The sequence below is a fragment of the Brevundimonas sp. D3-1P genome, assembly GCF_055809335.1.
In genome coordinates, this window is the sequence record NZ_CM147908.1 from 1605945 (window position 1) to 1632164 (window position 26220).

Annotated in this window: 19 protein-coding genes and 1 other RNA gene; 7 read left to right on the top strand and 13 right to left on the bottom strand. The window is 68.9% G+C overall.

Annotation, left to right across the window (positions count from 1 at the left end):
• Window positions 1-5 precede the first annotated feature (5 nt).
• The 7 genes from AC0L6G_RS08235 to rnpB form a co-directional block, all read right to left on the bottom strand.
• Complete coding sequence (locus AC0L6G_RS08235; RefSeq protein ID WP_473253184.1) at window positions 6-1424, bottom strand: UDP-N-acetylmuramoyl-tripeptide--D-alanyl-D-alanine ligase; 1419 nt, start codon at window positions 1422-1424, stop codon at window positions 6-8.
• Window positions 1417-2874: a UDP-N-acetylmuramoyl-L-alanyl-D-glutamate--2,6-diaminopimelate ligase gene (locus AC0L6G_RS08240; protein ID WP_473253185.1), complete on the bottom strand. Its 1458-nt coding sequence runs from the start codon at window positions 2872-2874 to the stop codon at window positions 1417-1419. The genes AC0L6G_RS08235 and AC0L6G_RS08240 overlap by 8 nt, the downstream gene beginning before the upstream one ends.
• Complete coding sequence (locus AC0L6G_RS08245) at window positions 2871-4655, bottom strand: peptidoglycan D,D-transpeptidase FtsI family protein (RefSeq protein WP_293825398.1); 1785 nt, start codon at window positions 4653-4655, stop codon at window positions 2871-2873. The genes AC0L6G_RS08240 and AC0L6G_RS08245 overlap by 4 nt, the downstream gene beginning before the upstream one ends.
• Window positions 4652-5098: a cell division protein FtsL gene (gene ftsL / locus AC0L6G_RS08250; protein ID WP_293825397.1), complete on the bottom strand. Its 447-nt coding sequence runs from the start codon at window positions 5096-5098 to the stop codon at window positions 4652-4654. The genes AC0L6G_RS08245 and ftsL overlap by 4 nt, the downstream gene beginning before the upstream one ends.
• The gene (rsmH, locus tag AC0L6G_RS08255) at window positions 5095-6066 is read right to left on the bottom strand and encodes a 16S rRNA (cytosine(1402)-N(4))-methyltransferase RsmH (RefSeq protein ID WP_473253186.1); all 972 of its coding nucleotides are present in this window, start codon (window positions 6064-6066) and stop codon (window positions 5095-5097) included. The genes ftsL and rsmH overlap by 4 nt, the downstream gene beginning before the upstream one ends.
• Complete coding sequence (locus AC0L6G_RS08260; RefSeq protein WP_291535812.1) at window positions 6063-6539, bottom strand: division/cell wall cluster transcriptional repressor MraZ; 477 nt, start codon at window positions 6537-6539, stop codon at window positions 6063-6065. The genes rsmH and AC0L6G_RS08260 overlap by 4 nt, the downstream gene beginning before the upstream one ends.
• A gap of 407 nt (window positions 6540-6946) precedes the next feature.
• Window positions 6947-7346, bottom strand: an RNA gene (gene rnpB / locus AC0L6G_RS08265) — RNase P RNA component class A.
• Window positions 7347-7468: 122 nt separating this feature from the next.
• Between rnpB and AC0L6G_RS08270 the strand changes: the two genes are divergently transcribed.
• From AC0L6G_RS08270 to AC0L6G_RS08285, 4 genes are all read left to right on the top strand, one after another.
• The gene (locus AC0L6G_RS08270; protein WP_473253187.1) at window positions 7469-8044 is read left to right on the top strand and encodes a TetR/AcrR family transcriptional regulator; all 576 of its coding nucleotides are present in this window, start codon (window positions 7469-7471) and stop codon (window positions 8042-8044) included.
• The gene (locus AC0L6G_RS08275; protein WP_291535814.1) at window positions 8044-9747 is read left to right on the top strand and encodes an MFS transporter; all 1704 of its coding nucleotides are present in this window, start codon (window positions 8044-8046) and stop codon (window positions 9745-9747) included. The genes AC0L6G_RS08270 and AC0L6G_RS08275 overlap by 1 nt, the downstream gene beginning before the upstream one ends.
• A gap of 21 nt (window positions 9748-9768) precedes the next feature.
• Entirely contained in the window at window positions 9769-10863 is a 1095-nt protein-coding gene (locus tag AC0L6G_RS08280; RefSeq protein ID WP_473253189.1) for an HlyD family secretion protein, read from the top strand.
• A gap of 64 nt (window positions 10864-10927) precedes the next feature.
• Window positions 10928-11104, top strand: a complete 177-nt coding sequence (locus AC0L6G_RS08285) for a hypothetical protein (protein WP_291535816.1) — start codon at window positions 10928-10930, stop codon at window positions 11102-11104.
• 16 nt (window positions 11105-11120) lie between these two features.
• On the opposite strand, the gene AC0L6G_RS08290 is transcribed toward AC0L6G_RS08285, so the two are convergent.
• From AC0L6G_RS08290 to AC0L6G_RS08305, 4 genes are all read right to left on the bottom strand, one after another.
• Entirely contained in the window at window positions 11121-11330 is a 210-nt protein-coding gene (locus tag AC0L6G_RS08290) for a hypothetical protein (protein WP_291535817.1), read from the bottom strand.
• Window positions 11331-11479: 149 nt separating this feature from the next.
• The gene (locus tag AC0L6G_RS08295) at window positions 11480-12913 is read right to left on the bottom strand and encodes an efflux transporter outer membrane subunit (RefSeq protein ID WP_291535818.1); all 1434 of its coding nucleotides are present in this window, start codon (window positions 12911-12913) and stop codon (window positions 11480-11482) included.
• Entirely contained in the window at window positions 12913-16191 is a 3279-nt protein-coding gene (locus tag AC0L6G_RS08300; RefSeq protein WP_473253190.1) for an efflux RND transporter permease subunit, read from the bottom strand. The genes AC0L6G_RS08295 and AC0L6G_RS08300 overlap by 1 nt, the downstream gene beginning before the upstream one ends.
• A gap of 3 nt (window positions 16192-16194) precedes the next feature.
• Window positions 16195-17397: an efflux RND transporter periplasmic adaptor subunit gene (locus AC0L6G_RS08305; RefSeq protein ID WP_473253192.1), complete on the bottom strand. Its 1203-nt coding sequence runs from the start codon at window positions 17395-17397 to the stop codon at window positions 16195-16197.
• A gap of 94 nt (window positions 17398-17491) precedes the next feature.
• Here AC0L6G_RS08305 and AC0L6G_RS08310 point away from each other — a divergent pair, with 94 nt between their 5' ends.
• Window positions 17492-18061 carry a TetR/AcrR family transcriptional regulator gene (locus AC0L6G_RS08310; protein WP_473253193.1) on the top strand — a complete coding sequence of 190 codons (570 nt, stop codon included), beginning with the start codon at window positions 17492-17494 and terminating at the stop codon, window positions 18059-18061.
• Between the two features lie 75 nt (window positions 18062-18136).
• Here the strand turns inward: AC0L6G_RS08310 and AC0L6G_RS08315 are convergent, their stop codons facing one another.
• Window positions 18137-19411: a sugar MFS transporter gene (locus AC0L6G_RS08315; RefSeq protein WP_473253194.1), complete on the bottom strand. Its 1275-nt coding sequence runs from the start codon at window positions 19409-19411 to the stop codon at window positions 18137-18139.
• Between the two features lie 204 nt (window positions 19412-19615).
• Window positions 19616-22465 carry a TonB-dependent receptor gene (locus AC0L6G_RS08320; RefSeq protein ID WP_473253195.1) on the bottom strand — a complete coding sequence of 950 codons (2850 nt, stop codon included), beginning with the start codon at window positions 22463-22465 and terminating at the stop codon, window positions 19616-19618.
• A 287-nt stretch (window positions 22466-22752) separates the two neighbouring features.
• On the opposite strand from AC0L6G_RS08320, the gene AC0L6G_RS08325 reads away from it, so the two are divergent.
• Together AC0L6G_RS08325 and AC0L6G_RS08330 are read left to right on the top strand one after the other, a co-directional pair.
• Window positions 22753-24564 carry an alpha-amylase family glycosyl hydrolase gene (locus tag AC0L6G_RS08325; RefSeq protein ID WP_473253196.1) on the top strand — a complete coding sequence of 604 codons (1812 nt, stop codon included), beginning with the start codon at window positions 22753-22755 and terminating at the stop codon, window positions 24562-24564.
• Window positions 24561-26216 (top strand): alpha-amylase family glycosyl hydrolase, encoded by a 1656-nt coding sequence (locus AC0L6G_RS08330; protein ID WP_473253197.1) that lies wholly within the window; start codon window positions 24561-24563, stop codon window positions 26214-26216. The genes AC0L6G_RS08325 and AC0L6G_RS08330 overlap by 4 nt, the downstream gene beginning before the upstream one ends.
• The last annotated feature ends 4 nt before the right edge of the window (window positions 26217-26220 follow it).

The window sequence follows — 26220 nt, forward strand, 5'->3', positions numbered from 1 at the left end:
GTCCCCTATCGCGTCGCGGGCGCCGTGTCGCGGCCTTGCAAATCCGCCAGAGCCTGGGCGACCAGCGAGGCCTTGGAGCCGTTGGAGCCCTTGACCATGACGACATCGCCGGGCGCGACCAGCAGATCGGCCTCTGCGGCCAGTTCGGCGGCGGTCTGGCGCCACAGGCCGCGACGCGACGCCGGCAGGGCGTCGTAGAGCCAGCGCATCTGCGGCCCGGCGGCGTGAACCAGATCGAGGCTGGCGGCGTCGATGGGGCCGGTCAGACCCTCGTGCAGGCTGCGGCTCTGGTCGCCCAGTTCCAGCATGTCGGTCAGGACCACGACGCGACGGCCGGTCGCGGGACGGGCGCCCAGGCTCTTGAACCCCGTCGCCATCGACAGCGGATTGGCGTTGTAGCTTTCGTCGATCAGGGTGAAGGCGCCGTCGGCCAGGGCGACCTGGCGCGTCTGGCCCCGCCCGGCCAGGGGCTGGAATTCGGCCAGGGCCTGAAGACCCATTTCAAGCGGCACATCCAGCGCATCCAGCATGGCCAGGACGCACAGGCTGTTCAGCCCCCAGTGGGCGCCCGATTGAGCCAGACGGTATTGCAGCGGCTTGCCGAACAGTTCGGCGGTGACGGTCGCCCCTTCGGCATCGGGACGGAAGTCGACCAACCGCGCGTCATGACCGGCCAGGGTTCCAAAGACGACGAGGCGCGCGTTCGCCGCCCGGGCGGCCTCGGCCAGCACGCCGGCGAAGGCGACATCGCCATTGGCCACGGCGGTTCCGCCGGGAGCCAGTCCCTGGAAAATGGCCGCCTTCTCGCGCGCCACGCCGGCCTCGCCGTCGGCGAAGGCCTCGATATGCACGGGGCCGACCGTGGTGACGCAGGCCGCGTGGGGGGCGACGAGGCGCGACAGGGGCGCAATCTCGCCCGGCGCATTCATGCCGATCTCGAACACGGCGCGCTGGGTCTCGACCGGCATGCGCGCCAGGGTCAGGGGCACGCCGATGTGGTTGTTGTAGCTCTTGATCGAGCCGTGCGCGGGACCGGCGAGGTCGAGCCCGGCCTTGATGGCCTGGGTCACGCTGGTCTTGCCGACGCTGCCGGTGACGGCGCCGCGCTTCACATGGGGTGCGCGCTCGCGGGCGGCGACGCCCAGGGCCTCCAGCCCGTGCAGCGTGTCGGGCACGACGACGCAGGGACCGTCCCCGACCGGGTGTTCGACCAGGGCGGCGGCGGCCCCGGCGGCGAAGGCGGCGGCCGCGAACGCATGCCCGTCGCGCGCGCCCTTCAGCGCCAGGAACAGGTCGCCGGGCGCGATCTCGCGGCTGTCGTAGGTGACGCCGGCGATCGGGCGGTCTCCGCCGTGCAGCATACCGCCCGCGGCGGCGGCGACTTCGGCGGCCGTCCAGAGCGGGCGGGCGGAGGATTCAGGCATTCAGCGACAGGGCCTCGGACGCGACGGCGGCGTCGTCGAAGGGGTGGGTCACGCCCGCGACGATCTGACCCTGTTCATGCCCTTTTCCGGCGATGACCACCACATCTCCGTCGCGCATCATTTCCACCGCCGTCTCGATGGCCGCGCGGCGGTCGCCGATCTCCATCGCCTCCGGGCAGCCGGCGCGAACCTCGGCGCGGATGGCGGCGGGGTCTTCCGAGCGGGGATTGTCGTCGGTGACGATGGCCACGTCGGCCAGCCGTCCGGCGACGGCGCCCATCAGCGGCCGCTTGCCGCGATCCCGGTCGCCGCCGGCGCCGAAGACCACGATCAGCCGCCCGGTCGCATGGGGGCGCAGGGCGTTCAGCACCGTCTCCAGCCCGTCGGGCGTGTGGGCGTAGTCGACATAGACCTCGCCACGCCCGCTCTCCGCACCGATGCGTTGCAACCGCCCCTGGGCGCCGGTCAGGCCTTCCAGCGCGCCGATCACGGCGTCGGCCGCATCGCCCGCCGCGATGCACAGGCCCGCCGCCACCAGGGCGTTCGAGGCCTGGAAGGCGCCGGCCAGAGGCAGCAGGATGTCTCGGACTTGGCCGCGCACGTCCAGGGTCAGGCGCTGGCCTTCCGGCGTCGCGCGACGGCCGATCAGCGCCAGGTCGCGGCCCCGCTCGCCCACGCCCATGACGCCCAGCCCGGCCATGATCGAGGCGGCGGCGAAGGCCGAATAGGCGTCCGAATCGGCGTTCAGCACAGCGGTGCGCCCCCGCGGAAGCAGCGTCTCGAACAGGCGCATCTTGGCGGCGCGATAGTCCTGCATCGTGCCGTGATAATCGAGGTGATCCTGGGTCAGGTTGGTGAAGGCGGCGGCCTTCAGCGCCACCCCGTCCAGCCGGCGCTGGTCGATGCCGTGCGACGAGGCCTCAAGCGCGACATGGGTCACGTCCTTCCTGGCCAGTTCCGCCATCAGGCGCGCGGCCTCGGCGGCGTCGGGGCTGGTCAGGCCGGGGCCGGTCAGGGCGTAGGTCTTGCCGCCCTTCTGGCCGACGACGCCCAGGGTGCCCATGCTGGCCGACTTGTGGCCCACCCCGGCCCAGATCTGGCGGCAGAAGGCGGCGACCGAGGTCTTGCCGTTGGTGCCGGTGACGGCGACGCAGGTCTTGGGCTGGGCGCCGTAGAAGCCCCGCGCGGCGATGGCGTAGGCCCGGCGCACGTCCCCCGACGTGACCAGGACCGGCGCCGCCTCATCGGGCGTGTCGGACGGGGCCAGCACGGCGGCCGCGCCCTGGGCCAGGGCCTGGGGGATGAAGGCGCGGCCGTCGGCGGCCGTGCCGGGCAGCGCCACGAACAGGGCGCCGGGCGCGACCTTGCGGCTGTCGGCGGTGACGCCGGTGATGACCGGATCGGTGGCCACGTCGCGGCGCAGCAGGTCGGACAGGCGCAGCGCGCTCACAGCCCGTCCCCCGCGACATCCTGATATTCCGGGACCTTTTCGCCCAGGGCCGTGCGCCAACGGTCCTCCCGGCGCTCGACGCCCAGGAAGCCGGCGATGCGGTCGGCGACGTTCCTGACGGCGGGCGCGGCGACATAGGCGCCGGTCTTGGGATAGGTCCCCGGCTCGTCCATGACGATCAGTATGGCGTAACGCTTGCCGTTCAGCGGGCCGTCGACGGGGAAGACCGCCGCGAAGGAACCCAGGGCGTGGCTGGGGTCGTAGCGGCCGCCGACCAGCTTGTTGGCCGATCCGGTCTTGCCGCCCACGCGCAGGCCCGGCGCATCGGCGAAACCGCCCGAGCCCTTGACCACGTTGCGGCGCAGCAGGTCCAGTATGGTGCGGGAGGTCTCCTCGGTGACGACCTGCTGGGGCTGGACGCCGCGCGCGCCGCCCTTGCGCAGGCTCAAGGGGATCATCCGCCCGCCGTTGGTCAGGGCGCCCATGGCCTGGATCATCTGGGCCGGGGTGATCATGATGCCGTAGCCGAACGACAGCGAAGCCAGGGTCGAGTTGTCCCAGCGGCGCGGCGCGACGGGCTTGGCCGATTCCTTCAGCTCGATCCGCGCGGCGTCCAGCAGGCCCAGCCGCTGGAAATAGCTGCGCATCACGTCCGGCCCCATCTGCACCGCAAGTTGCGACGTGCCGATGTTGGAGGAGTGCAGATAGACCTCCTCCAGGGTCATGACCCGGTTCTGGGCGTGGAAGTCCTTGATCTTGCGGTCGCCGATCTGGAAGGCCTGGGAGGCGTCGAACAGGGTGTTCATGTCGGCCCGGCCGGTGTCCAGGCCGGCGGCGACGGTGAAGGTCTTGAACACCGACCCCATTTCGTAGTGGCCCGAGACGGCGCGGTTCAGGGTCGCGCCATCGGGCGCGGCGTTGCGATTGGCCGAGTTGAAGGTCGGCCATGACGCCATGCCCAGCACCTCGCCGGTCTGGACGTCGGTGACGATGCCTACGGCGCCCTTGGCCTGGTTCTTGATCGCGGCGGCGGCCAGTTCGTTCTCCAGCACGCCCTGGACGCGCAGGTCGATGGACAGGGGAAAGGCCTCGCCCCGCTGGCCCGCCGCGCGGATTTCGTCGTTGAAGGCCAGTTCGGCGCCCGACACCCCCTGCCCGCCCGTGTCGGCGTCGCCGATCAGGTGCACGGCTGAGGTTCCCAGCGGATAGGCGCGGCGATCCTCCGGTTCGAACGTCACCCCGCCCAGCGCCAGGTCATGGACGGCGGCCTTCTCCTGCGGCGTCAGGCCGGTCAGGGCGATCAGGCGGCGGTCGCCGGCCAGCACCCGCTTCAGACGGTCGCCGGAGATACGCGGCAGGGCGCGGCGAATCTGGCGATAGGCCAGGTCGCGATCCCACACCTCGGCCGGGTCTATGTAGAGGCCGTAGTGGACGATGTTGGTGGCCAGCAGTTCGCCGTTGCGGTCCGTCAGGTCGCCGCGCACCAGGGCGTCGGGGTTGAGGCCGGCGCCGCGCCCGCCCGCCGGAGCCAGCAGGGCCTTGTAGGAGGCGCCCAGCGCCAGCCCGGCGAAGACGCAGGAAAAGACGATCAGGATCAGGAAGATGCGGACGCGCGTGTCCTCTTCCGGCCGGGCGTCGGCGCGGGCGCGTTCGAACCCGTGCTCCAGCCGCCAGACCAGTTCCGACAGCCAGCGCCAGAACGGCGACAGCCGCCCCTGCAGCCGTTCCTGGAAGTCGGCGCCCGGCGCGGGGCGATGATAGCGATGATCCTGGACGCTCATTGCGGCGTCTCATGAGCGGGCGCGGGCGCGGCGTCGTCGGAAATGGCGGAAGCGGCGGGCGGCGCAGCGGGCGCGGCGGCCGGTTTGGCGTCGGCGGCCGGTTTCAGGGCGGTCAGTTGATCCTCCCCCGCCTGGCGATGGATGTCGACCGGCGCCATGCCGATCTGGCGCGACAGGGCTTCCAGACGCGCGGGCTGCTCCAGCCGGGCGACTTCGGCGCGCAGCAGGCGGACCCGCTGGCCGTTCTCGCGGATGTCCTGTTCCAGCTGGGCGATGCGGCTGCTTTCGCGCGCGGCGGCCGCCTTGGCCGCATAGACGGACACGATCATGATCGCGACCAGGGCCACGCCGATGATCTCGACCCAGCGCACGCCGCGCACCTTCCAGTCGAACAGGCGCTGAAGGGCGGTGCGGGAATAGGTGAAGAACGGCGCCGTGGTCATGCCGCCGCTCTCCCGTCGATCCGACCCCAGGCCGGGGCGTCGGTGCGGACCGCCGCACGCAGCTTGGCCGAGCGGGCGCGGGGGTTGGTCGAACGCTCTTCGTCGCCCGCCTCGCGCGCGCCCTTGAACTGCAGGGTGAAGCTGGGCCGGCGCGGATCGACCGCCATCGGGGCGTGGCGCGAGCCGGCGGGCGCATTGCCGGTGCGTTCGGTCAGGAAGGCCTTGACGATGCGGTCTTCCAACGAGTGGAAGGTCACGACGGCCAGACGGCCGCCGGGCGCCAGGGTCGCCTCTGCCGCCACCAGCCCGCGCTCCAGCTCGCCCAGTTCGTCGTTGACCGCGATGCGCAGGGCCTGAAACACCCGCGTCGCCGGGTGGATCGGCGCGCCGCGACGACCGCCCAGGGCCTTTTCGACCACCTCGGCCAGATCCAGGGTGCGGGCGAAGGGCTGTTCGACGCGGCGACGCAGGATTGCGGTCGCCACGCGGCCCGACTGACGCTCTTCGCCATACAGTTTGAAGATGTGGGCCAGGGGGCCGTGGTCCCAGCCGTTGACGATGTCGGCGGCGGTCGCCCCCTCATCCGACATCCGCATGTCCAGCGGCCCGTCGCGCATGAAGGAGAAGCCGCGCTCGGCCTGGTCCAGCTGCATCGAAGAGACGCCGATGTCGAACACGGCGCCGTCCAGCCTCGCCTTGCCCGTTTCGGCGAAGGCGTCCGCCAGGCCCGAGAAAGGGGTCCGCACCAGCTGGAACTTGCCGGGGTAGTCGTTGGCGAGCGCATCGGCGTGCGGCTGGACCGTCGGGTCGCGATCCAGAGCGACGACCTCGGCGCCGGTCTTCAGGATGGCGCGGCTATAGCCGCCGGCGCCGAAGGTGGCGTCGATCACGACATCGCCGGGCGCGGGCGCCAGGGCCTCGATCACCTCGGCCAGCAGGACGGGGGCGTGGGGAGAAGCGTCGGTCACGACCCGCCCCCCGCCAGCTTCATCTGAGCCGCCAGTTTCAGGGCGCCGATCTGGGCCATGCCGGCCTTGGCCAGCGCACGCTGCTCGGCGCGCCGGGCCGCCCATTTCTCGCGCGACCAGATCTGGAACCGGTCGTTCAGGCCGACGATGACGACGGTGTCGCCCAATCCGGCTTCGGCGCACAGGGCTTCCGGCAAGGTGATCCGACCGCCCGCGTCGTAGGACAGACGCACCTGCTCGCCCATCACCTGCCACTCCAGCGCGGACCGTTCCTCGGAGCCGAACGGCAGGGCCTCGATCATCTCGGCATAGACGGCGAACAGCCGGTCCCCGCCCGCTTCCAGGCAGTCCGCCTCGATGGAGGGGAAGATGAAGACGCCGCCTGCGGCGCCGTTCTCGGTCGTGCGGAAATCGTTGGGGATCAGGAGACGGCGCTTGCCGTCCAGCTGCTTCTCGTAGGTGGAGAGAAACACGCCCTGCCCAATCGAGCCCTTCGGCCCGTCCCTAGATGCCTTGGCGAACGCCCGCCGCGCCCGCCTCTCAGCCCCAAATCATGAAGCTGGGATAGCATGGGATGAAATGGGCCTCAATGGGATCGAAGCCTAGATTTAACCATGTTTTGACGTGTGACGACTTGAGCACGCCCGCCAAGCCAGAACATACATGGAACAAACGAAGTATTCACAGGCTGTGAGCGGTTCTAACCTTTCCAGAACAGACAAGAAGTTAACGGGCGACCGCCTGTGCACGTCCCGTCAGAACGCTGAAATGCGGGGATAATCCGGCAGCCGACCCGGCGACGTGCAAAACCATCGCTGGTCGGCGGGGCGAGACGCCCCGTCCGCAGGCCCGAGCAGGCGGAAAGCCGAACGGCGATAAAAATGCCAGACGGCCTGTAAGCCGGGTTTTGTTCCGCCCCTTGCCGAAGCACGAGACGGCGACGATCATTCCTCTGGACCGACCATTGCTGATCGGTTCTCGCGACCTACCCGGACATCTGGGGCGGTGAGCCCTGCGAAACAGGACGAATCCTGTCCCGCGCGATGTCCCTATTTGGTCTTGCTCCAGGCGGGGCTTGCCATGCCGTCCCTGTCGCCAGGTCCGCGGTGGGCTCTTACCCCACCCTTTCACCCTTGCCGCCCGCGAACGGGAGGCGGTTTGCTTTCTGTGGCGCTATCCCTCGGGTCGCCCCGGGCGGAAGTTATCCGCCGCCTTTTCACCGTGGAGCCCGGACTTTCCTCGACGGACGCGAAGTCCGCCGCGACCGCCCGGCCGTCTGGCGCGCGCTAGATGCGCGTTCGCGGCGCCGAGGTCAACCTCGCGCCGGCCCTCGGTGGGCGAATGACGAAATCGCAAACGCCTCTTGCAAAACGGACACCGTTGTCCATTTAAGCGCGGCATCATGTCGCGCCCCGCCTCCAAATCCGTCCGCAAGGACGCCGCCCACAATCACGCAGCCCTGCTGGAGGCCGCGCGCGAGGTGCTGTCCGAACAAGGGCTGGACGCGCCGCTGGACCTGATCGCGGAAAAGGCCGGGGTCGGACGCGGGACCCTGTATCGGCATTTCGCCGACCGCAGCGAACTGGCCCTGGCCGTTCTGGAAGCCGATGTCGCGGATCTGGGCCGCCGCACCGAGGAACAGGGCGACGATCCGGCCGTCTTCTTCTGGTTCTTGGACCGGCTGGCCGAGCACATGGTGCGCAACGCCGGCCTGGCGGGGGTGGTGCGGAACGTGCGCTCGCCCGACGCGCTTACCCCCCTGCGGCAGAGCTTGATGCAGGCGGGCGCCGCGCCGTTGAAGCGGGCCCAGGCGGCCGGCCTGGTCAGAGGGGATTTGCGGCCGATGGACATTCGTCTGATCGCCACGCTGCTAGGCGCTGGTTTCCAGGGCGCGGACGCAGCCGAGCGCCAGGCGGTGTCGCGACGCACCCGCGCCATCATCCTGGACGGGCTGAGGCCCCGCGCGGGGGCCTGCTGATGGCCCGCGTCGACCGCCATTGGCACCTGCCGTGGGACCAGTATGTCGCCACGTTGAAGCCGCACGAACTGCCCGCCCTGCCCGGCTCGCCCGCCACGCCGGACCATCCGGCCTGGCTGAGGGTGCAATACGCCCTGACCGGCGTCCTGGTGGCCATGGTCGGCGCCCTGGGCAATGCGGCCGTCACCGCCAACATCGCCAATCTGCAGGGCTCGCTGGGGATCACCCTGACCGAGGCGGCGTGGCTGCCGGTCGTCTTCGTGATGACCAACGCCTGCATGAACCTGATCCTGGTCAAGTTCCGCCAGCAGTACGGGCTTCGCCTGTTCACCCAGATTTGCCTGGGGGCGTTCGTGGCCACCTGCGCAGCGCACCTGCTGGTCGACAATTACGAATCCACCCTGGTCGTGCGCGCGGCGGCCGGCATGGCGGCGGCGGGCCTGAGCAGCCTGGGCTTCCTCTATATGATCCAGGCCTTCCCGGCCAAACACCGCCTGAAGGGGCTGGTGATCGGGATCGGCCTGGCCAGTTTCGCCGTGCCGCTGGCGCGCCTGGTCATGCCGACCCTGCTGCAGTTGAACGACTGGAAGGCCTTCTACACCTTCGAACTGGGCATGGCGCTCCTGGCCTTGGCGGCCGTGCAGGTGCTGCACCTGCCGCCATCCGAGCGGCTGAAGCTGTTCGAGCCGCTGGATTTCGTCACCTTCGCCCTGTTCGCGCCGGGCGTCGCCCTGCTGGCGGCGGTGCTGGGGCTAGGCCGGATCGTCTGGTGGACGGAGGCGGCCTGGATCGGCTGGGCGCTGGTCGGCTCCATCGTGCTGCTGACGGTCGCCCTGGTGATCGAGCACAACCGCGCCAATCCGCTGATCAACACCCGCTGGCTGACGGGCCGGGACGTGCTGCGCCTGTTCGGGGCGATCATCCTGATCCGCGTCACCCTGTCGGAACAGACCTCGGGGGCCGTGGGGTTCCTGAGCGTCGTGGGGCTGGGGCAGGACCAGCTTCATGGCCTGTTCCTGCTGATCCTGCTGTCGATGATCGCGGGCACGGCGGTCAGCGCCCTGACGCTGAACATGACCAAGCTGCACAAGCCCATCGCCATCGCCCTGGGGCTGATCGCCATCGGCGCCTTCATCGACAGCCACGCGACCATACTGACCCGCCCGGCCCAGCTTTATTTCAGCCAGGCCCTGGTCGCCTTCGCCTCGGCCATGTTCGTCGGCCCGGCCCTGCTGATCGGCGTGGGCCGGGTGCTGCAGACCAATCCGCGCAACCTGATCAGCTTCATCGTCATGTTCAGCGTGCTGCAGAACGTGGGCGGCCTGGCCGGCTCGGCCCTGGTCGGCACGATCCAGGTCCTGCGCGAGAAGTTCCATTCCAACGAACTGGCGGCCGGGATCAGCGCCGTCGACCCGTTGGTCAGCCAGCGCCTGGCCCAGCTGTCCGGCGCCTACGCCCACGTCATCGCCGATCCCGCCCTTCTGAAGGCCGAGGGCGTGGCCATGCTGAGCCGCCAGGTGACGCAGCAGGCCAACATCCTGGCCTACAACGACGTCTTTCTGATCGTTTCCGTCATCGCCGCCCTGGGCTGCGCCTGGGTGACGGCCATCCATCTTCGCCCCCGTTTCAAGGCCCGCAAACAGGCGCGCCGCGACGCCCGGCTGGCTGAGCGGCAGGCCGCAGCCGCCGCCGCCGTCGATTGAATTTCGAAAGCTGACCCCGCCATGACCGACACCGCCGCCCCCGCACCCGCTCCCGCCGCCCCCCAGGCCGCGCCCGCGCCAGAACCGAAGAAGCGCGTGCTGTGGTCGGTGATCGCGGCCTGCGTGGCGTTGGCGGCCGTCGGCCTGGTGCTCTACGCCTGGCAGTTGCCGCCCTTCACCGGCCATATCCAGCGGACCGACAACGCCTATGTGCGCGGCCAGGTGACGCTGATCAGCCCGCAGGTCAGCGGCTATGTCACCGACGTTCCGGTCCAGGACTTTCAGATGGTGCGACAGGGCCAGTTGCTGGCCCAGGTCGACGACCGCATCTATCGCCAGCGGCTGGAGCAGGCCGAGGCCAACCTGCATTCGGCCGAGGCGGCCCTGTCCAACTCGACCCAGACCCAGGCGTCGGCGCGCGGATCGGTGGCCCAGCAGCGCGCCTCCATCGCCGCCGCCGAGGCGACCCTGACCCGCGCCCAGGCCGACGCCGATCGCGCCCGCACCCTGAAGGCCGGCGGCTGGGTGGCGCAAGCCAATGTGGACATCGCCGAGGCCGCCCTGCGCAGCGCCCAGGCCCAACTCGCCCAGGCCCGCGCCGCCGAAGGCATCGCCCAGACCGGCGTGACCTCCGCCGTCGTCGGTCGCGACAGCCTGGCCGCCGCCGTGGAGAACGCCCGCGCCGCCGTGCGCCTGGCCCAGATCGACCTGGCCAACACCCGCATCGTCGCCCCCCGCCCCGGTCGTCTGAGCGAGGTCGGCGTGCTCCAGGGCCAGTATGTCACCGCCGGGACCCAGTTGATGGGCCTGGTGCCCGACGTGGTCTGGGTCACGGCCAATATGAAGGAGACGCAGATGCGCGACATCCGCGTCAGCCAGCCCGTGATCCTCACCGTCGACGCCCTGGGCGGCCAGCGCCTGACCGGCCGGGTCGAGCGCATCGCCCCGGCCGCCGGGTCCGAATTCAGCGTCATCCGTCCCGACAACGCCACCGGCAACTTCACCAAGGTCGCCCAGCGCATCCCCGTGCGCATCCGTATCGACCCCGGTCAGGCCGCCGCCCAGCGCCTGGCGCCGGGAATGTCGGTGGTGGCCAGGGTGAACACGGCGGGCTGAACGGCGGCCCGACGGAACGGGATCGGCCGCGCCGCGCTCCTCTTTCGAAAATCAGGAGCGCATCATGGACCGCCAACAGACCGAAGGCCGCGAAAAGAACGGAGCCGATCCCGCCGGCAAGCCAGACCCCGCCACGTCGGACAAGGCCGTAAAGGCCGTCGGCGAGGCCGAACAACAGAGCGCCGGCCCGGACGGCCCGGATGCATCGGCCGTCGGCGAAACCTTCAAGCGCAAACCCTAGAGGCGACGGTCAGCAGCTAGGCGGCCCTGCGCCGCATCGACAGGCGCGCCGCCAGCAGATGGGCGTCATGGGCGCGCATCCGCTCGAAGTTGCCCAGGCCCAAAGCCAGGGCGCGCAGAATCTCGGCCTGACGGATCTGCTCGGGGCAGGCCGGCAGCGACGGCTCGGCCCGCGCCAGTTCGGCGTCCAGTTCGGCCATCATATCGGCCAGTATCGCATCGTTCATCTGATCCTCCATCGCGCCACGACCGCAGAGGCGTTTAGAGCACGAACGGAACAAAAGCGGAACACCAGAGGCGGCGCCGACTGTGGACGAACGAAAAAGGGCCGGGCGACGCATCGCCCGGCCCCTTTGATCGGCAGATCGCGCCAGCGTCAGCCGTCGGCCTGCCAGCCGCCGGCCAGAGCGCGGAACAGGGCGATCTGGTAGGTGGTGACAAGAGCGTCCGACTGGGCCAACGCCGCCTCGGCCGCCGCCTGGGTGCGCTCGGCGTCCAGCACCAGCAGAAAGCTGTCGGCCCCGGCGTTGAAGCGCTGCCGCGACAATTCGGCGGCGCGGGCCGCCTGGTCGCGCGCCTCGGTCAGGGCCGCGCGGCGGTCCAGCTCGTTGGCGTAGTTGGAAAGCGCCGTCTCGGTTTCCTGAAGCGCCGTCAGAACCGTCTGGTCGAAGGTCGCCAGCGCCGCGTCGGAACGGGCGCCGGCGGCCCTGATCTGGGCGCGGGCGGCGAAGACGTTGGGGAAGGACCAGCTGATCAGCGGGCCGAAGCTGAAGCGGAAGTTCTGGTCGTCGCCCAACTCGCCCGAGTCCAGCGCGGTCGAGCCGTAGGACCCGCCCAGGCTGATCTGCGGAAACAGATTGGCGGTGGCCACGTTCACGCGGGCGGCGGCGGCGGCCAGTTCGGCCTCGGCCTGGCGCACGTCGGGGCGACGCGCCAACAGGGCCGCGCCGTCGCCGACCGGGATGGGCTGGCTGAGCTGGGGCGGCCGGACGCAGGCGGCGGCGGCCTGGCTGGCCTCGGCCGGGGTGCGGCCGATCAGGGTGGACAGGCGGAACAGCGCCTCGTTGCGGGCCGCGCGCAGGGTCGGCAGCGTCGCCGCCGTCTGGGCCACGGCCGCGCGGGCGCCGGCCACGTCCAGCCCCGTTCCTGCACCGCCGTCCAGCAGGGTCTGGGTCAGATTGGCGGTGTTGCGTTGCAGCTCAAGCGTCCGCTCGGCCACCGCGATCTGGGCGTTGGCCGAGCAGGCGTCGGCATAGGCGCGGGCCGTTTCGGCCGCGACCGTCACCTGGACCGTGGCCAGGGCGGCCTCGGCGGCGCGGGCGTCGGCGCGGGCGGCGCGGATAGTCGATTCCACCCGGCCGAACAGATCGACCTCGTAGGCCGCCTGCACGCCCACGTCATAGGTGTCGATCTCGGGGGCCTCTTCGCCGGCCGGCAACCCCTGGACCGTGGCGGCCGAGGCGCGGCTGCGCTGGGCCTGGGCGCTGGTGGTCGTGGTGGGGAAGCGGCCGACGCGCGCCTCCGACAGCGACGCCCGCACCGCGCGCAGATTGGCGAAGGCCGCCTCCAGCTGGTTGTTCTCGGCGAAGGCCTGCTGGATCAGGGCGTCCAGCTGCGGATCGTCGTAAAGCCGCCACCAGTCGTCGCGCGCCGCAGCGGTCGAGACGACGGGGCTGGTCGAGCCGACGAAGGCGCCGGTCCCGGCCGTCGGCAGGTCCGCCGGCGGCGCCTTCGGTCCGACCGCGCAGGCGGCCACGAGGGCGCTGGACGCCGCGGCGCCCAGAAGGCTGAGGGTTCGATTGCGGCTCATCAGATATCCCCTCCCCGGCCGGTCGCGGGCGCAGGCGCGTTCGGATCGGTCAGGTCGCTGGTTTCGTCGTAACGCTCGATCCGATCAGGGTTCGAGGTCGGCTTGGGTCCGGGATTGTGGCCCTGCGGCAGCTTGGAGGAAAGCCAGCGGCAGACCACATAGAAGACCGGGGTGAAGATCAGGCCGAAGAAGGTCACGCCCAGCATCCCCGAGAAGACGGAGGTGCCCAGCGATTGGCGCATCTCGGCCCCCGGCCCCGTCGCCAGCATCAGGGGCACGACGCCCAGGATGAAGGCGAACGACGTCATCAGGATCGGGCGCAGGCGGGTCCGGGCGGCGGCGACCGCCGCATCGAACCGGTTCATGCCATGCTCTTCCTCGGCCTGTTTGGCGAACTCCACGATCAGGATGGCGTTCTTGGCCGCGAGCGCGATCAGCACCACCAGCCCGATCTGGACCAGGATGTTGTTGTCCAGGCCGCGCAGATTGACCCCCAGAATGGCCGCCAGCAGACACATGGGCACGATCAGGATGACCGCCAGCGGAAGGGTGAACGCCTCATACTGCGCCGCCAGCACCAGGAAGACGAACACCACCGCCATCACGAAGATGAGCGTCGCGCCCGAACCGGCCGCCTTCTGCTGATAGGCCAGACCCGTCCATTCGTAGGAGAAGCCCTGGGGCAGGGTCTGGGCGGCCATGTTCTCCATGATCTGCAGCGCCTGGCCTGACGACACCCCAGGCGCGGCGTTGCCCTGAAGCTCGGCCGCCGGGAACAGGTTGTAGCGGACGATCCGCGACGGGCCGGAGTCGTCGACCAGGTTGGCGACGGAACCGATCGGCACCATGGCTCCCGAGGACGAGCGGGTCTTCAGGTTGGCGATGTCGGCGATGTCGTCGCGGTACTGCGGCTCGGCCTGGGCCGTCACGCGGAAGGTGCGGCCCAGCATGTTGAAGTCGTTGACGTAGGACGACCCCAGATAGACCCCCAGCGTATCGAACACCGCGCTGGGCTGGACGCCCAGCATCAGCGCCTTGCTGCGGTCGACGTCGGCGGTCACGCGCGGAGAGGCGGTGTTATAGGTCGAGAAGACCTGGCTCACCTCGGTCGGCGCCTGGGCGGCCGCCCCCATCATGGCGAAGGTCGCCCCTTCCAGCGCGCGATAACCGGCCCCGTCGCGGTCCTGGATCATCATCGAGAAGCCGTTGCCGGTGCCCAGACCCTGGACCGCCGGCGGGGCGATGACGAAGATCTGCGCGTCCTCGATCTGCCCGGTCGCCTGGGTGATGGCGCCGGCCAGGGCGGTGGCGGCCTCCTCCTTGGTGCGATCCTCGAACGGATTCAGACGCACGAAGATGGTGGCGGCGTTGGAGCCGAACGAGAAGCTGGACCCGTCCAGGCCGGCGAAGGCCACGGTGCCGTTGACGCCGTCGGTGTCCTGAATGATCTGGCGGGCGCGCTGCATCACATCCTCGGTGCGGTCCAGCGAAGAACCGGCCGGAAGCTGGATCACGCCGATCAGGAAGCCCTGATCCTGCTCGGGGATGAAGCCCGAGGGCGTGTCGATCAGACGCCAGGCCGTCAGGCCCAGCAGGCCGACGTAGACGATCAGCACCAGGCCCACCGTGCGAACCAGACGCGCGGTCAGGCGGCCGTAGCGGTCCGACAGCCAGTCGAAGCCCTCGTTGAACTTACGTCCGGCCCAGCCGCCGTAATAGACGATCATGCCCCAGACGCCCGGCTTGCGGGCATGCTCATGGTGATCCTTGTGCGGCTTCAGCAAGAGGGCGGCCATGGCGGGCGACAGGGTCAGGGAGACGAACAGCGAAATGACCGAGGCCGAAGCGATCACCACTGCGAACTGGCGGTAGAAGATGCCGGGGATGCCGGGCAGGAACATGGTCGGGATGAACACCGAGATCAGCACCAGGCCGATGGCGATCAGGGCGCCGGACACCTCCTGCATCGAGCGATAGGCGGCCTCCTTGGGACTGAGTCCCTCGCTGATGGCCCGCTCCACGTTCTCGACCACGACGATGGCGTCGTCGACCACGATGCCGACCGCCAGAACCAGGGCGAACAGCGACAGGGAGTTGATCGAATAGCCCAGCGCCAGCTGCACCGCGAAGGTGCCGACCAGGGCGACCGGAATGGCGATGATCGGAATGATGGCCGCGCGCCAGGTCTGCAGGAAGACCATGATCACGATGACGACCAGGATGACAGCCTCGACCAGCGTATGCTCGACCGATTCCACCGAGGCCGCGACGAATTCGGTCGGATTGTAGGGCACCGCGATGTTCATGCCGGCGGGAAGCTCGGCTTTGATCGCCTCGACTTCCTGCAGGACCCGCTGGGCGGTGCCCAGCGCATTGGCGCCCGGCTGCTGAACGATGGCGACGCCGATGCCGCGTTGGCCGTCGAAGAAGCCGCGAATGCCGTAGTCCTGCGCGCCCAGTTCGATGCGGGCCACGTCGCGCAGACGGGTCACACGCCCTTCGGCGTCGGTCTTCAGGACGACATCGGCGAACTGGTCGGGATCGCTCAGGCGGCCTTGGACCTGGACCGGCAACTGGAAGGCGGCGGCGTTGGTGGGGAAAGGCGGCTGGCCGATGGAGCCGGCGGCGGCCTGGACGTTCTGCGCGCGCAGGGCGGCGACGACGTCGGGTCCCGTCAGGCCGCGCTCGGCCGCCTTGGCCGGGTCGATCCAGACGCGCATCGAATAGTTGCCGCCGCCGAAGACGTTGACCGCCCCCACGCCCTCGATCCGCAGCAGGCGGTCCCGCAGCGTCGAGTTGGCGTAGTTGCCGACATAGTCGTTATCCAGCGAGCCGTCGGGCGAGGTCAGGCCCAGGATCATCAGGAAGCCGCTCTCGGCCTTGTTGACCACCACGCCGGTCTGTCGCACGGCGTCGGGCAGGCGCGGCTCGGCCAGGGCGACCCGGTTCTGGACCAGCACCTGGGCGGCGTCCAGATCGGTGCCGGGCTGGAAGGTCACGGTGATGGCCACCGCCCCTTCGGAGGTCGAGGAAGAGGAGATGTAGAGCATGTCCTCGACGCCGTTCACCTCCTGCTCGATGGGGGCGGCGACGGTCTCGGCCAGTGTCTCGGCCGAGGCGCCGGGGTAGGAGGCGTTGATGGTGATCGTCGGCGGGGCGATCTCCGGGTACTGCGATAGGGGCAGCAGCGGATAGGCGGCCACGCCGATGATGGAGATCACCACCGCGATCACGGCCGCGAAGATCGGCCGATCGATGAAGAAACGGGAAATGTTCATGGCTTAACCGCCAGTGGGGAGGGCGTTGGCGAACGAGGCGCTGGAGGCCGGGGCCGCCTGGGTGACGGGCGCGGGAGAAGCGGCGGCGACCGGCGTGATCCTGCCGGTCTTGGGCGTGACCTTGGAGCCCGGCTGGGCGGCGCGTTGCAGGCCGGCGATGATGACGCGGTCGGTCGGCGCCAGGCCCGAACGGACGACGCGCAGGCCCTGGACGATCGGACCCAGCTGAACCGCCTTGTTGGTGACGGTCCCGTCGGCGTTGACGACGGCCACGGTGCGGCGGGTCTGGTCGGTGCCGATGGCAGAATCCGGCACCAGCAGCGCGTCGTAGGCGCCGGCGCCGGCGACCTGGGCGCTGCCGAACATGCCGGGGCGCAGGAAACCGTCGGCGTTGGGCAGGATGGCGCGCAGGCGGATGACGCCGGACGCCGTGTCCACCGCGTTGTCCGAGAAGTCCAGACGGCCGGTGTGCTTGTAGGTGCTTTCGTCCTGCAGGCGCACATTGACCACGGCGCCCTGGTTGGCGCCGCCCTCGCGCAGATATTTCAACAGGACCGCCTCGGACCCGTCGAAGACGAAGTGGATCGGGCCGCCCGAGATGATGGTGGTCAGCACGTCGCCGGCCGACGATCCGCCGGCGATGACGTTGCCGGGATCGACGCGCCGGTCCGACACCCGACCCGAGGTCGGCGCCGTGACGCGGGTGTAGTCCAGGTTCAGGCGCGCGGTGCGGACCGCGGCGTTGGCGGCGGTCAGATTGGCCTGGGCCGCCTCTACGGCCGCCTTGTTGGCGTCATACTCGGCCCTGGACACCGCCTGGGAGGCCAGCAGGGTCTCGCTGCGGGCCAGGTTGGCGCGGGCCAGGGTCAGTTGCGACTGCATCTGGGCGACCTGGGCCTGGGCCTGGGCCAGGGCGGCCTGGGCCGGACGCGGGTCCAGGGTGAACAGGAGCTGTCCGCGCTGCACCATCTGGCCGTCGCGGAAATGAACCGCCTGGATATAGCCGCCGACGCGCGCGCGCACGTCCACGCTTTCGATCGCCTCGAAGCGGCCCGTGAACTCGTCCCAGTCGCGCACCTTCTGCTGCAGCGGCGTGGCCACCGTCACCGGCGGGGCGCCTTGCGCCGGAGCCTCCGCCTTAGGCGAACAACCATAAAGCGCACCCGTCACCATGACGGACACGGCCGCAATCTTCAGCCCGCGCATCTGCGCAATCTCCCTGTCGGAGGACAATAACCGCAAACCCCATATGGCTTTGTCAACGCCTGTTGACAAGCGCTTCCTGTGGAGTGTCATTGCCTTGTTATGCCCCGGCCCCCGCCCGAGAAACGCCGCCGCCACGCGCACGGCCATTCTCGAGGCCGCGCGTGAGCGGTTCGCGGCCGAGAGCTATGACGATGTCGGCATGCGCGACATCGCCCGTGACGTCGGCGTCGATGCGGCCCTGATAAGCCGCTATTTCGGGTCCAAGGACGACCTGTTCCTGGCCGCCTTGGACAGCTGCGGCGACGGCAGCGAACTGATGTCGGGCGACAAGGCGGACTTCGGACGCCGGGTGGCGCATGAGATCGTTTTCGAACCCAAGAAGGCCGACAAGCTGAAGGGGATGTCGATCATGCTGCGCTCGATCGGCTCCGCCAAGGCGTCCGAAATGGTGCAGACCACCTGCACGACCCAATTCTTCGGGCCGCTGGAGGACTGGCTGAGCGGAACGGATGCGACGGTGCGCGCGCGCCTGCTGGCCGGCTTCATCATGGGCATGTCGATCAGCCGCGAGCTGGGCGGCGGCACGTTCGACATCGAACCGGCCCAGTGCGAGCAGATGCGCGACCGGCTGGCGGTGATCCTGCAGTCCCTGATCGACGGCTGAGGCCTCCGTTTCGGAAACGACAAAGGGCGCGGAAGGCTGGCCTTCCGCGCCCTTTGGTTCGTGCGGCGACCGCCTTTAGTGCGATGCGGTCGTGGTCGCCTCGGCCCGCGCCCGGGTGCGGACGCAGGCGATGGCGAAGATCGTCAGTCCCACATAGCCCAACATCGGCACGACGAAGGCCGGCTGCAGGCTGCCCGCCGCATCGGCGATGCGGGCGGCGACCTGGGGCAGCAGGGCGCCGCCGATGATGCCGAACACCAGAAGCCCCGAGGTCGCCGAGGTCGGCGCCGTCGACCGCTCCAGCGTCAGGGTGAAGATGGTCGGGAACATGATCGAGTTGAACAGGCCGATGGACAGGACCGCATAGGCCGCCGTCGGGCCGCCCAGCTGGCTGACGACCAGGCACAGGACGGCGGCGGCTACGGTGCAGAAGGCCAGCACGATTCCCGGACGCACGCGCGTCAGCACCGCCGAGCCGATGAAGCGGCCGACCATGGCCCCGCCCCAGTACAGGGCGACCATCTTGCCCGCCGTCTCGATGGGGGCGTTCAGGATTTCGGGGCTTTCCAGGAAGTTGGTCAGCATTCCGCCGATGGCCACCTCGGATCCGACATAGAGGAAGATCGCCAGGGCGCCGAACACGGCCCAGGGCGAGGACAGGGCTTTCAGCGGCGAAACCGCCTCGGTCGCGGCGGGGGCCGCCGCATTGATTTTCTTGCGCGCCGTGAAGATGAAGACGGCGACCAGGGCGAAGAAGGCGCCCATGCCCAAAAAGGCCATGTCGATGCTGCGCAGCGACTGGGTGCGGGTGGCGGCGGTGACGACGGCGCCGGCGGCGAACACCCCGCCGGTCAGCAGCACATGCGATCCCAGCCAGGGCCCGACCGTCGTGCCCAGCGAATTGAACGCCTGCGATAGATTGAGACGGCTGGACGCGCCCTTGCGGCTGCCCAGTTCGGCGACCAGCGGATTGGCGGCGACCTGCAGCAGGGTCACGCCCGAGGCGATCACGAACAGGGCGACCAGCACGCCCGGATACCAGTCGGCGGCCGTCGCGGCCGGCACGATTAGGCAGCCCGCCACCATGACGATCAGGGCGCCGATGATGGATCGGCTGTAGCCCAGCCTGCCCAGCACCGAGGCGGCCGGCAGCGACATCAGCCCATAGGCGATGAACCAGGCGAAGGTGGTCAGGAAGGCTTCGGCGTTGTTCAGGTCGAACACGCGCTTCACCGCCGCGATCAGCGGATCGATCAGCGAAGTGGCGAAGCCCCAGGCGAAGAACAGGGTGGTGACATAGGCGAAGGCCAGCCCCGCGCCCTGGCGTTTTCCGGTATCCGGCGTGGTCATGGATCGATCCCCCAATGAATGTAGAAGCGGCCGCGCTGTGGTCGCGCGGTTCTCAGGCTGACGTGGTTCCGACATCGCGCGCCATGCGTCCAGCCGAAAAGCACGCCCTGTAACGAAACTTTTCCGATCCGCCGCGTCCGGTTTGAAAAAAAAGGGCCGCCTCGCGAACGGGGCGGCCCAAGTCTGCTCAGAAGAGAGGGAGGATCAGAAGCGGTAGTTCATGCCCACCGCGAAGGTGCGGCCGTAGCTCTGGTAGTCGATGGTGCGACGCTTATCGCCGTTCTCGAACGTCTTGAACGGTTCGTCGGTCAGATTGTTGACCTGGGCCAGGATGGACAGACCCTCCAGCGGGCCGGACTGGAACTCGTAGCCGATCTGGGCGTCGACCACGGTTTCCGCCGCCACCGAACGCAGGGTGCGGCCGTTGCCGAAGCCGGCGACCTCGCCCAGGTAATCCGAGCGATAGCGGGCCGAAATCCGAGATTGGAAGCCGTAGCGCTCATAATAGAGAGAGCCGTTGATCACGTCCTCCGACAGGCCCGGCAGGGTGGTCGGCGCCTGGGCGGGATCGGGCTGGACCTCGCTGTCGGTCATCGAGGCGCTGAACTGCGCGCCGAAGCCTTCCAGCGCCGGGTGGAAGATTTCGAACGGGGCCGAGATCGAGAACTCGATCCCCTTGATCCAGCCGCCTTCGCCATTGTCGGGCGCCGACGACTTGCCGAAGTCGATCACCGGCGTCACGCCGCCGGTCGGATAGCCGGTGAAGTCGAAGATCTGGTCGTGGTTGTAAACGTAGCTTTCCAGATTCTTGTAGAAGGCCGCCAGAGAGACATAGCCCTTGCGATTGGCGAAATACTTCTCGACCGAAATGTCCGCCACATCGGCGATGTAGGGCATCAGAGTCGGATTGCCGCCCGATGCGCTCCAGGGAGAATTCTGGTCGGCGGAGGCGTTGGCGTTGTTCTTGCCGCTGTCGAACGAATAGTTCCGCGAGGCGCGCATGTCGTCCATGCGGGCGCGGGCCAGGGTGCGCGCCGCGGCGAAACGCACGAAGGTGTCGTCCGCCACCTGCAGGATGAAGTTCGAGCTGGGCAGGATTTCCAGATAGTCCTTGCCGCCCGACACGGCGACCGTCTCCGACACGCCGGGGCCGGCCTGGCGGGCCGAGAAGCCATTGGAGCTCTGATCGGTGTAGACGAACTGCATCCCGACGTTGCCGGTCAGCGGCAGGCCGAACAGATTGTGGTCGAGGTTGGCGCGGACATAGGCGGTCGAGACCTTTTCCGTCACTTCCCAGTTGCCCGAGATGACATCGGCGTTCGGGTTGCGGATGCGGTTCAGGGCGCCGCTGTCGACCAGGCCCAGGGCGTCGTAGCTGAGCACCTGCGAGATGCCCAGATAGCCCAGATCGGTCGGATCCAGCAGGAAGGCCGTCGGCACGGTCAGGTCGCCGCCGCCGGGCACGCCGAGATAGTATTGGTCGTTGACGAAGGTCTTCTGACGTTCGGTGTAGTTGAAGCCGACGTCGATCGACTTGAACGGGCTCTGGTGCAGTTGGCGCGTGACGGAGAAGCGCGCGGCCTTCAATTCGTCCTCGATGGACGGCGTATTCATATAGCCCGCCTGCCCTTCCGGGATGACGTCCCCGCCCCACCCCTGCGGGCTGGTGATCTTGATCAGGGTCGGGTCGGCGTAGTTCAGGTTGCTGGTGAAGCGCGTGACCCCGTCGCCGGTCAGTTGGAAGCCCAGCGTGTCCAGCGCGCCGTTGATGTTGCGGCCCGTGCCGGCGTTGGTTTCCAGGATGATGTCGTTGCGCTCGACCTTCGAATAGCTGAGGTCCAGATTCGCCGACCAGTCGTCGCTGAGGGTGAACTCGGTGTTCCAGCCCAGGGCCGTGATGTTGCTGTCGCGCTTGTTCAGGTCGTTGCGGACCACGCCCTTGATGTTGTCCCAGACGCCGGCGACGATCAGGCCGTCCTCCACCGTATAGCCGGGACGCAGCGACGGCGCCGGACGGCAGACGTTGGGCGTCGCGACATTGTTGGTGATCTGGCAACCGCCCAAAACGACGGGATTGGTGCTGCGGTTCGGGTTCTCGGCCAGACCGCCCCAGGCCAGCGGGAATTCGATGCCGCGCAGGACCTGGGTGTTCTTGAACTCGGAATAGAAGGCGTCGATGGTGGAGTGGATGCGGTCGTTCGGGCGCCATTCCAGCACGCCCATATAGCCGTCGCGCTCCAGCTCCGACGACATGACGTAGGGTTTGACGCCGCCCGTCAGCAGATTGCCGTCGGTATGGTTCGGATAGCCCCAGCTGTTGAACCGCTCGGACTGATAGGGCGAGCTCATGTGGGCGTAACCCAGGGCCACGCCCAGGGTGCCGTCCAGGAATTGGTCGACGTAGGAGACGGTGTAGCGGTCGCCCTTGTCGGTGGTGCCCGAGTTCAGGGCGCCGATGTCGTTCCACTCGTGGCGATAATTCAGGGCGATGGCCTGGCGGCCATAGGCCAGCGGACGCACGGTGCGCAGATCGACGGTGCCGCCCAGACCTTGACCGATCAGGGCCGAATCCGGGGTCTTGTAGACGACGACGCTCGAGAGCAGCTCGGCGGGGAACTGGTCGAACTCGACGCCGCGGTTGTCGCCGGTCGTGACCAGTTCGCGCCCGTTCAGCAGGGCGGTGGTGAAGTCCGGCCCCAGGCCGCGGATCGAGATCGCCTGGCTGCGGCCGTCCAGCCGCTGCATCGTCACGCCCGGCAGGCGCGCCAGCGATTCGGCGATCGAGACATCGGGCAGCTTGCCGATGTCTTCCGAGGAAATGACTTCCACGATCGAGGTGTTGTTGGCCTTGGCCGAGATCGACGCCTCGATCGAGCGGCGGATGCCGGTGACGACGATTTCGCCGACCTCGGTCGGTTGGTCGCCGGCCTGGCTCGCGGCCTGGCCCGTGGTCGCGGCGGTCTGGGCGTGGGCCGAGCCGACGGCCATGACGGCGGCGGCGCCGAAGGCGGCGCCCGACAGCAGACGTGCGCGACGGTTGAGACGTTGGAACATGATCATCCTCCCTGGGGCTGATCGCGTTTCTGAACGTCGCGACCCTAAGCCGTCGCAAAAATATGCAAATCTTCGCGAACCTTGCAAGCAGTTAATGTTGCGCCCCCATCGCGGTCGCCAAACGGGCGGGATATTTTCGTTTCTTCAAGCTGCAATGCGGCAGAAACCCCGCGTCATGTTTGCATCGCAGCAAAAACGAGCCGCGTTGACACGTCGGAACATTGCTGCAAAATCTTGCAAACTGATCTGGAAGGCTTTGCATCGGCCAGACGTTGAGGGAGGAAGCCATGGGCGAGAGAGGCAGGAGGCGGAACGGTTGGCGCTCGGTCGCGGCTGCGGCGGCCTTGCTGTCGACCGCCGGGGGCCCGGCCGTCGCCGCCCCGACGCCCGCCGTGCTGGAGGCCCTGCGCCAGCGCCCGCCGCAGGACGAGGTGATCTATTTCCTGCTGCCGGATCGGTTCGCCAACGGCGACCCCGCCAACGACCACGGCGGCTATGCGCCCCAGCGGCTGGTCAGCGGTTTCGACCCGACAGACGCCGACTTCTATCACGGCGGCGACCTGGCCGGGGTGATCCAGCGGCTGGACTATATTCAGGGCCTGGGCGCCACAGCCGTCTGGCTGGCGCCGATCTTCAAGAACAAGCCGGTCCAGACGCACGGCGACTATACCGGCGCGGCCCACCACGGCTACTGGATCACCGACTTCACTTCGGTCGATCCTCATTTCGGCGACGAGGCGACCATGCGCGCCCTGGTCGACGCCGCCCATGCCCGGGGCATGAAGGTCTATCTGGACATCGTGGCCAATCACACGGCCGACGTGATCCGCTATCGCGAATGTCCCGACCGACCCTGCGCCTACCGCAGCCGCGCCGACTATCCCTATGTCCGCAAGGGCGGGATCGACGGGGCGCCGATCAACGACGGTTTCGACGGCCGCGACTTCTCGCGCCTGACCCGGCCCGACTACGCCTACACCCCTTACGTTCCGGCGGACGAGGAGAACGCCAAGGTTCCGGCCTGGCTGAACGACCCCATCCGCTATCATAACCGCGGCGAAAGCACATTTTCGGGCGAAAGTTCGCTGGACGGCGACTTTGCGGGTCTCGACGACCTGATGACCGAGGACCCGGTGGTGGTTCAGGGCATGATCGACATCTTCGGCGGCTGGATCGACAAATACGGCGTCGACGGCTTCCGCATCGACACGGCCCGTCATGTGAACCCGGAATTCTGGCAGGCCTTCATCCCCGCCATGCTGGAGCGGGCGCAGGCCAAGGGCATCCCGAACTTCCACATCTTCGGCGAGGTCTACGATCCCGATCCGGCGGTGACGGCGCGCTTCACCCGGACCGACGCCTATCCGGCCGTGCTGGACTTCCCGTTCCAGAAACAGGCGGCCGACGTCGCGGCGGGCAAGATCGGGACCGACGCCCTGGCCCGGCTGTTCGACGCCGACGCCGTCTATGACAAGGGCGCCGACACCGCCGCCATTCTGCCGACCTTCCTGGGCAATCACGACATGGGCCGGATCGGCTTCTTCGTGAAACAGGCCAACCCGGACGCCGACGACGCCGAACTTCTGGCGCGAATCAAGCTGGCCCATGCGCTGATGATGTTCAGCCGGGGCGTGCCCACCCTCTACTACGGCGACGAACAGGGGTTCGCCGGCGCGGGCGGCTATGGAAACGCGCGCCAGGACATGTGGCCCAGCCGGACGCCCGCCTATGCGGACGAGACGCCCGTCGGGGGCCGCCAGCCGGCCTATTCGACCCAGGCGCCGCTTTATCGCGCCATCGCCGAAATGGCCCGTATCCGCGCCGCCGAACCCGCTCTGCGTCGCGGCCGCCAGGTCGTGCGCGCCTATGGCGACAAGCCCGGCCTGTTCGCCCTGTCGCGCCTCATGGACGACGGCGCCGAGGTGCTGGTTCTGTTCAACAGCGCCGCCGCGCCCGTCACGGCCCAGGTGGAGGTGGAGCCGGGCTCGCTTCGATGGCAGGCTCTGCGCGGCGACTGCGCGGTCGGGTCTTCCGCGCCGGCCAGCGTCCGCGTCAGCGTGCCTCCCCTCGATTACCTCGTTTGCAAGAGGGTTCCGTGACCGTCCAACCTCTCGACCTCGCCACGGCCGACGCCGCCCCCGCGCCCGCTTCCGGGCCTGCGCGCGAATGGTGGCGCGGCGCGGTCCTGTACCAAATCTATCCGCGCAGCTTCGCCGATGCGAACGACGACGGCGTGGGCGACCTGAAGGGGATCGCCGCGCACCTGGACCATGTCGCCAGCCTGGGCGTGGACGGCGTCTGGCTATCGCCCTTCTTCAAGTCGCCGATGAAGGACTTCGGCTACGACGTCTCGGATTATTGCGACGTCGATCCGATCTTCGGCGACCTGTCCGACTTCGACGCCCTTGTCGCGCGCGCCCATGCGCTGGGACTGAAGGTCGTCATCGACCAGGTCTTCTCACACACCTCCGACGAGCATCCCTGGTTCGTCGACAGCCGCGCCAGCCGCACAGGCGAACACGCCGACTGGTATGTCTGGGCCGACGCCAAGCCGGACGGTTCCCCGCCGTCGAACTGGCAGTCGGTGTTCGGCGGCCCGGCCTGGACCTGGGACGCCCGGCGCGGCCAGTATTACATGCACAACTTCCTGGCCTCCCAGCCACAGCTGAACGTCAGGAACCCCGAGGTCCAGGAGGCGCTGCTCGCCGCCGCCCGGTTCTGGCTGGACCGCGGCGTCGACGGCTTCCGCCTGGACGCCATCAACTTCGCCATTCACGACCCGGCCCTGCGCGACAATCCGCCGATCGCCGACGGCAGGAAACGCACCCGGCCGTTCGACTTCCAGGACAAGATCTACAACCAGTCCCACCCCGACATCATCGGCTTCCTGAACCGGATCCGCGCCCTGACCGACAGCTACGACGGCCGCTTCACCGTAGCCGAGGTCGGGGGCGACCACGCCGACCGCGAGATGAAGGAATTCACCGCCGGGAGCGACCGGCTGCATTCCGCCTACGGCTTCCTCTACCTTTACGCCGATACGCTGCGCAGCGAGCTGATCGGGATCGGCGATTCCATGTGGCCGGACCAGCAGGGCGAGGGCTGGCCGTCGTGGACCTTCTCCAACCACGACGCCCCGCGCGCCGTGTCGCGCTGGGCCCAGGGGCGCGACGAAAAAGCCTTTTCCGAGATGGCGCTGCTGCTGCTGATCAGCCTGCGCGGCAATGTCTTCGTCTATCAGGGCGAGGAACTGGGCCTGCCCCAGGCCCAGGTGCCGTTCGAGCGGCTGGTCGATCCCGAGGCCATCGCCAACTGGCCCCAGACCCTGGGCCGCGACGGCGCCCGCACGCCGATGCCTTGGACGGCCGGGGCGCCCAACGCCGGCTTTTCCACCGTGGAGCCGTGGCTGCCGGTCGATCGGCGCCACCTCGCCCTGGCCGTGGACGCACAGGAAGCGGACCCCGCCTCCACCCTGCACGTCGCGCGCCGGGTCATCGCCCTGCGCCGCGCCCATCCGGCCCTGCGGACGGGCGGGCTTGAGCTGGTCGAGGGACCGCGCGACCTGCTGGTCTTCCATCGCTTCGAGCGCCCCGGCGGCGAACGCCTGCTGTGCGTCTTCAACCTCAGCCACGCGCCGATCGACTGGTCTCCGCCCGTCGACGCGCGTCGGATCGAGGCCGTCAACTGGACCGAGGCGGACGGCGCGACGCTGAAGCCGCTGGCCGGCCTGATCTTCGCCGAAGCCGGATGAAGGG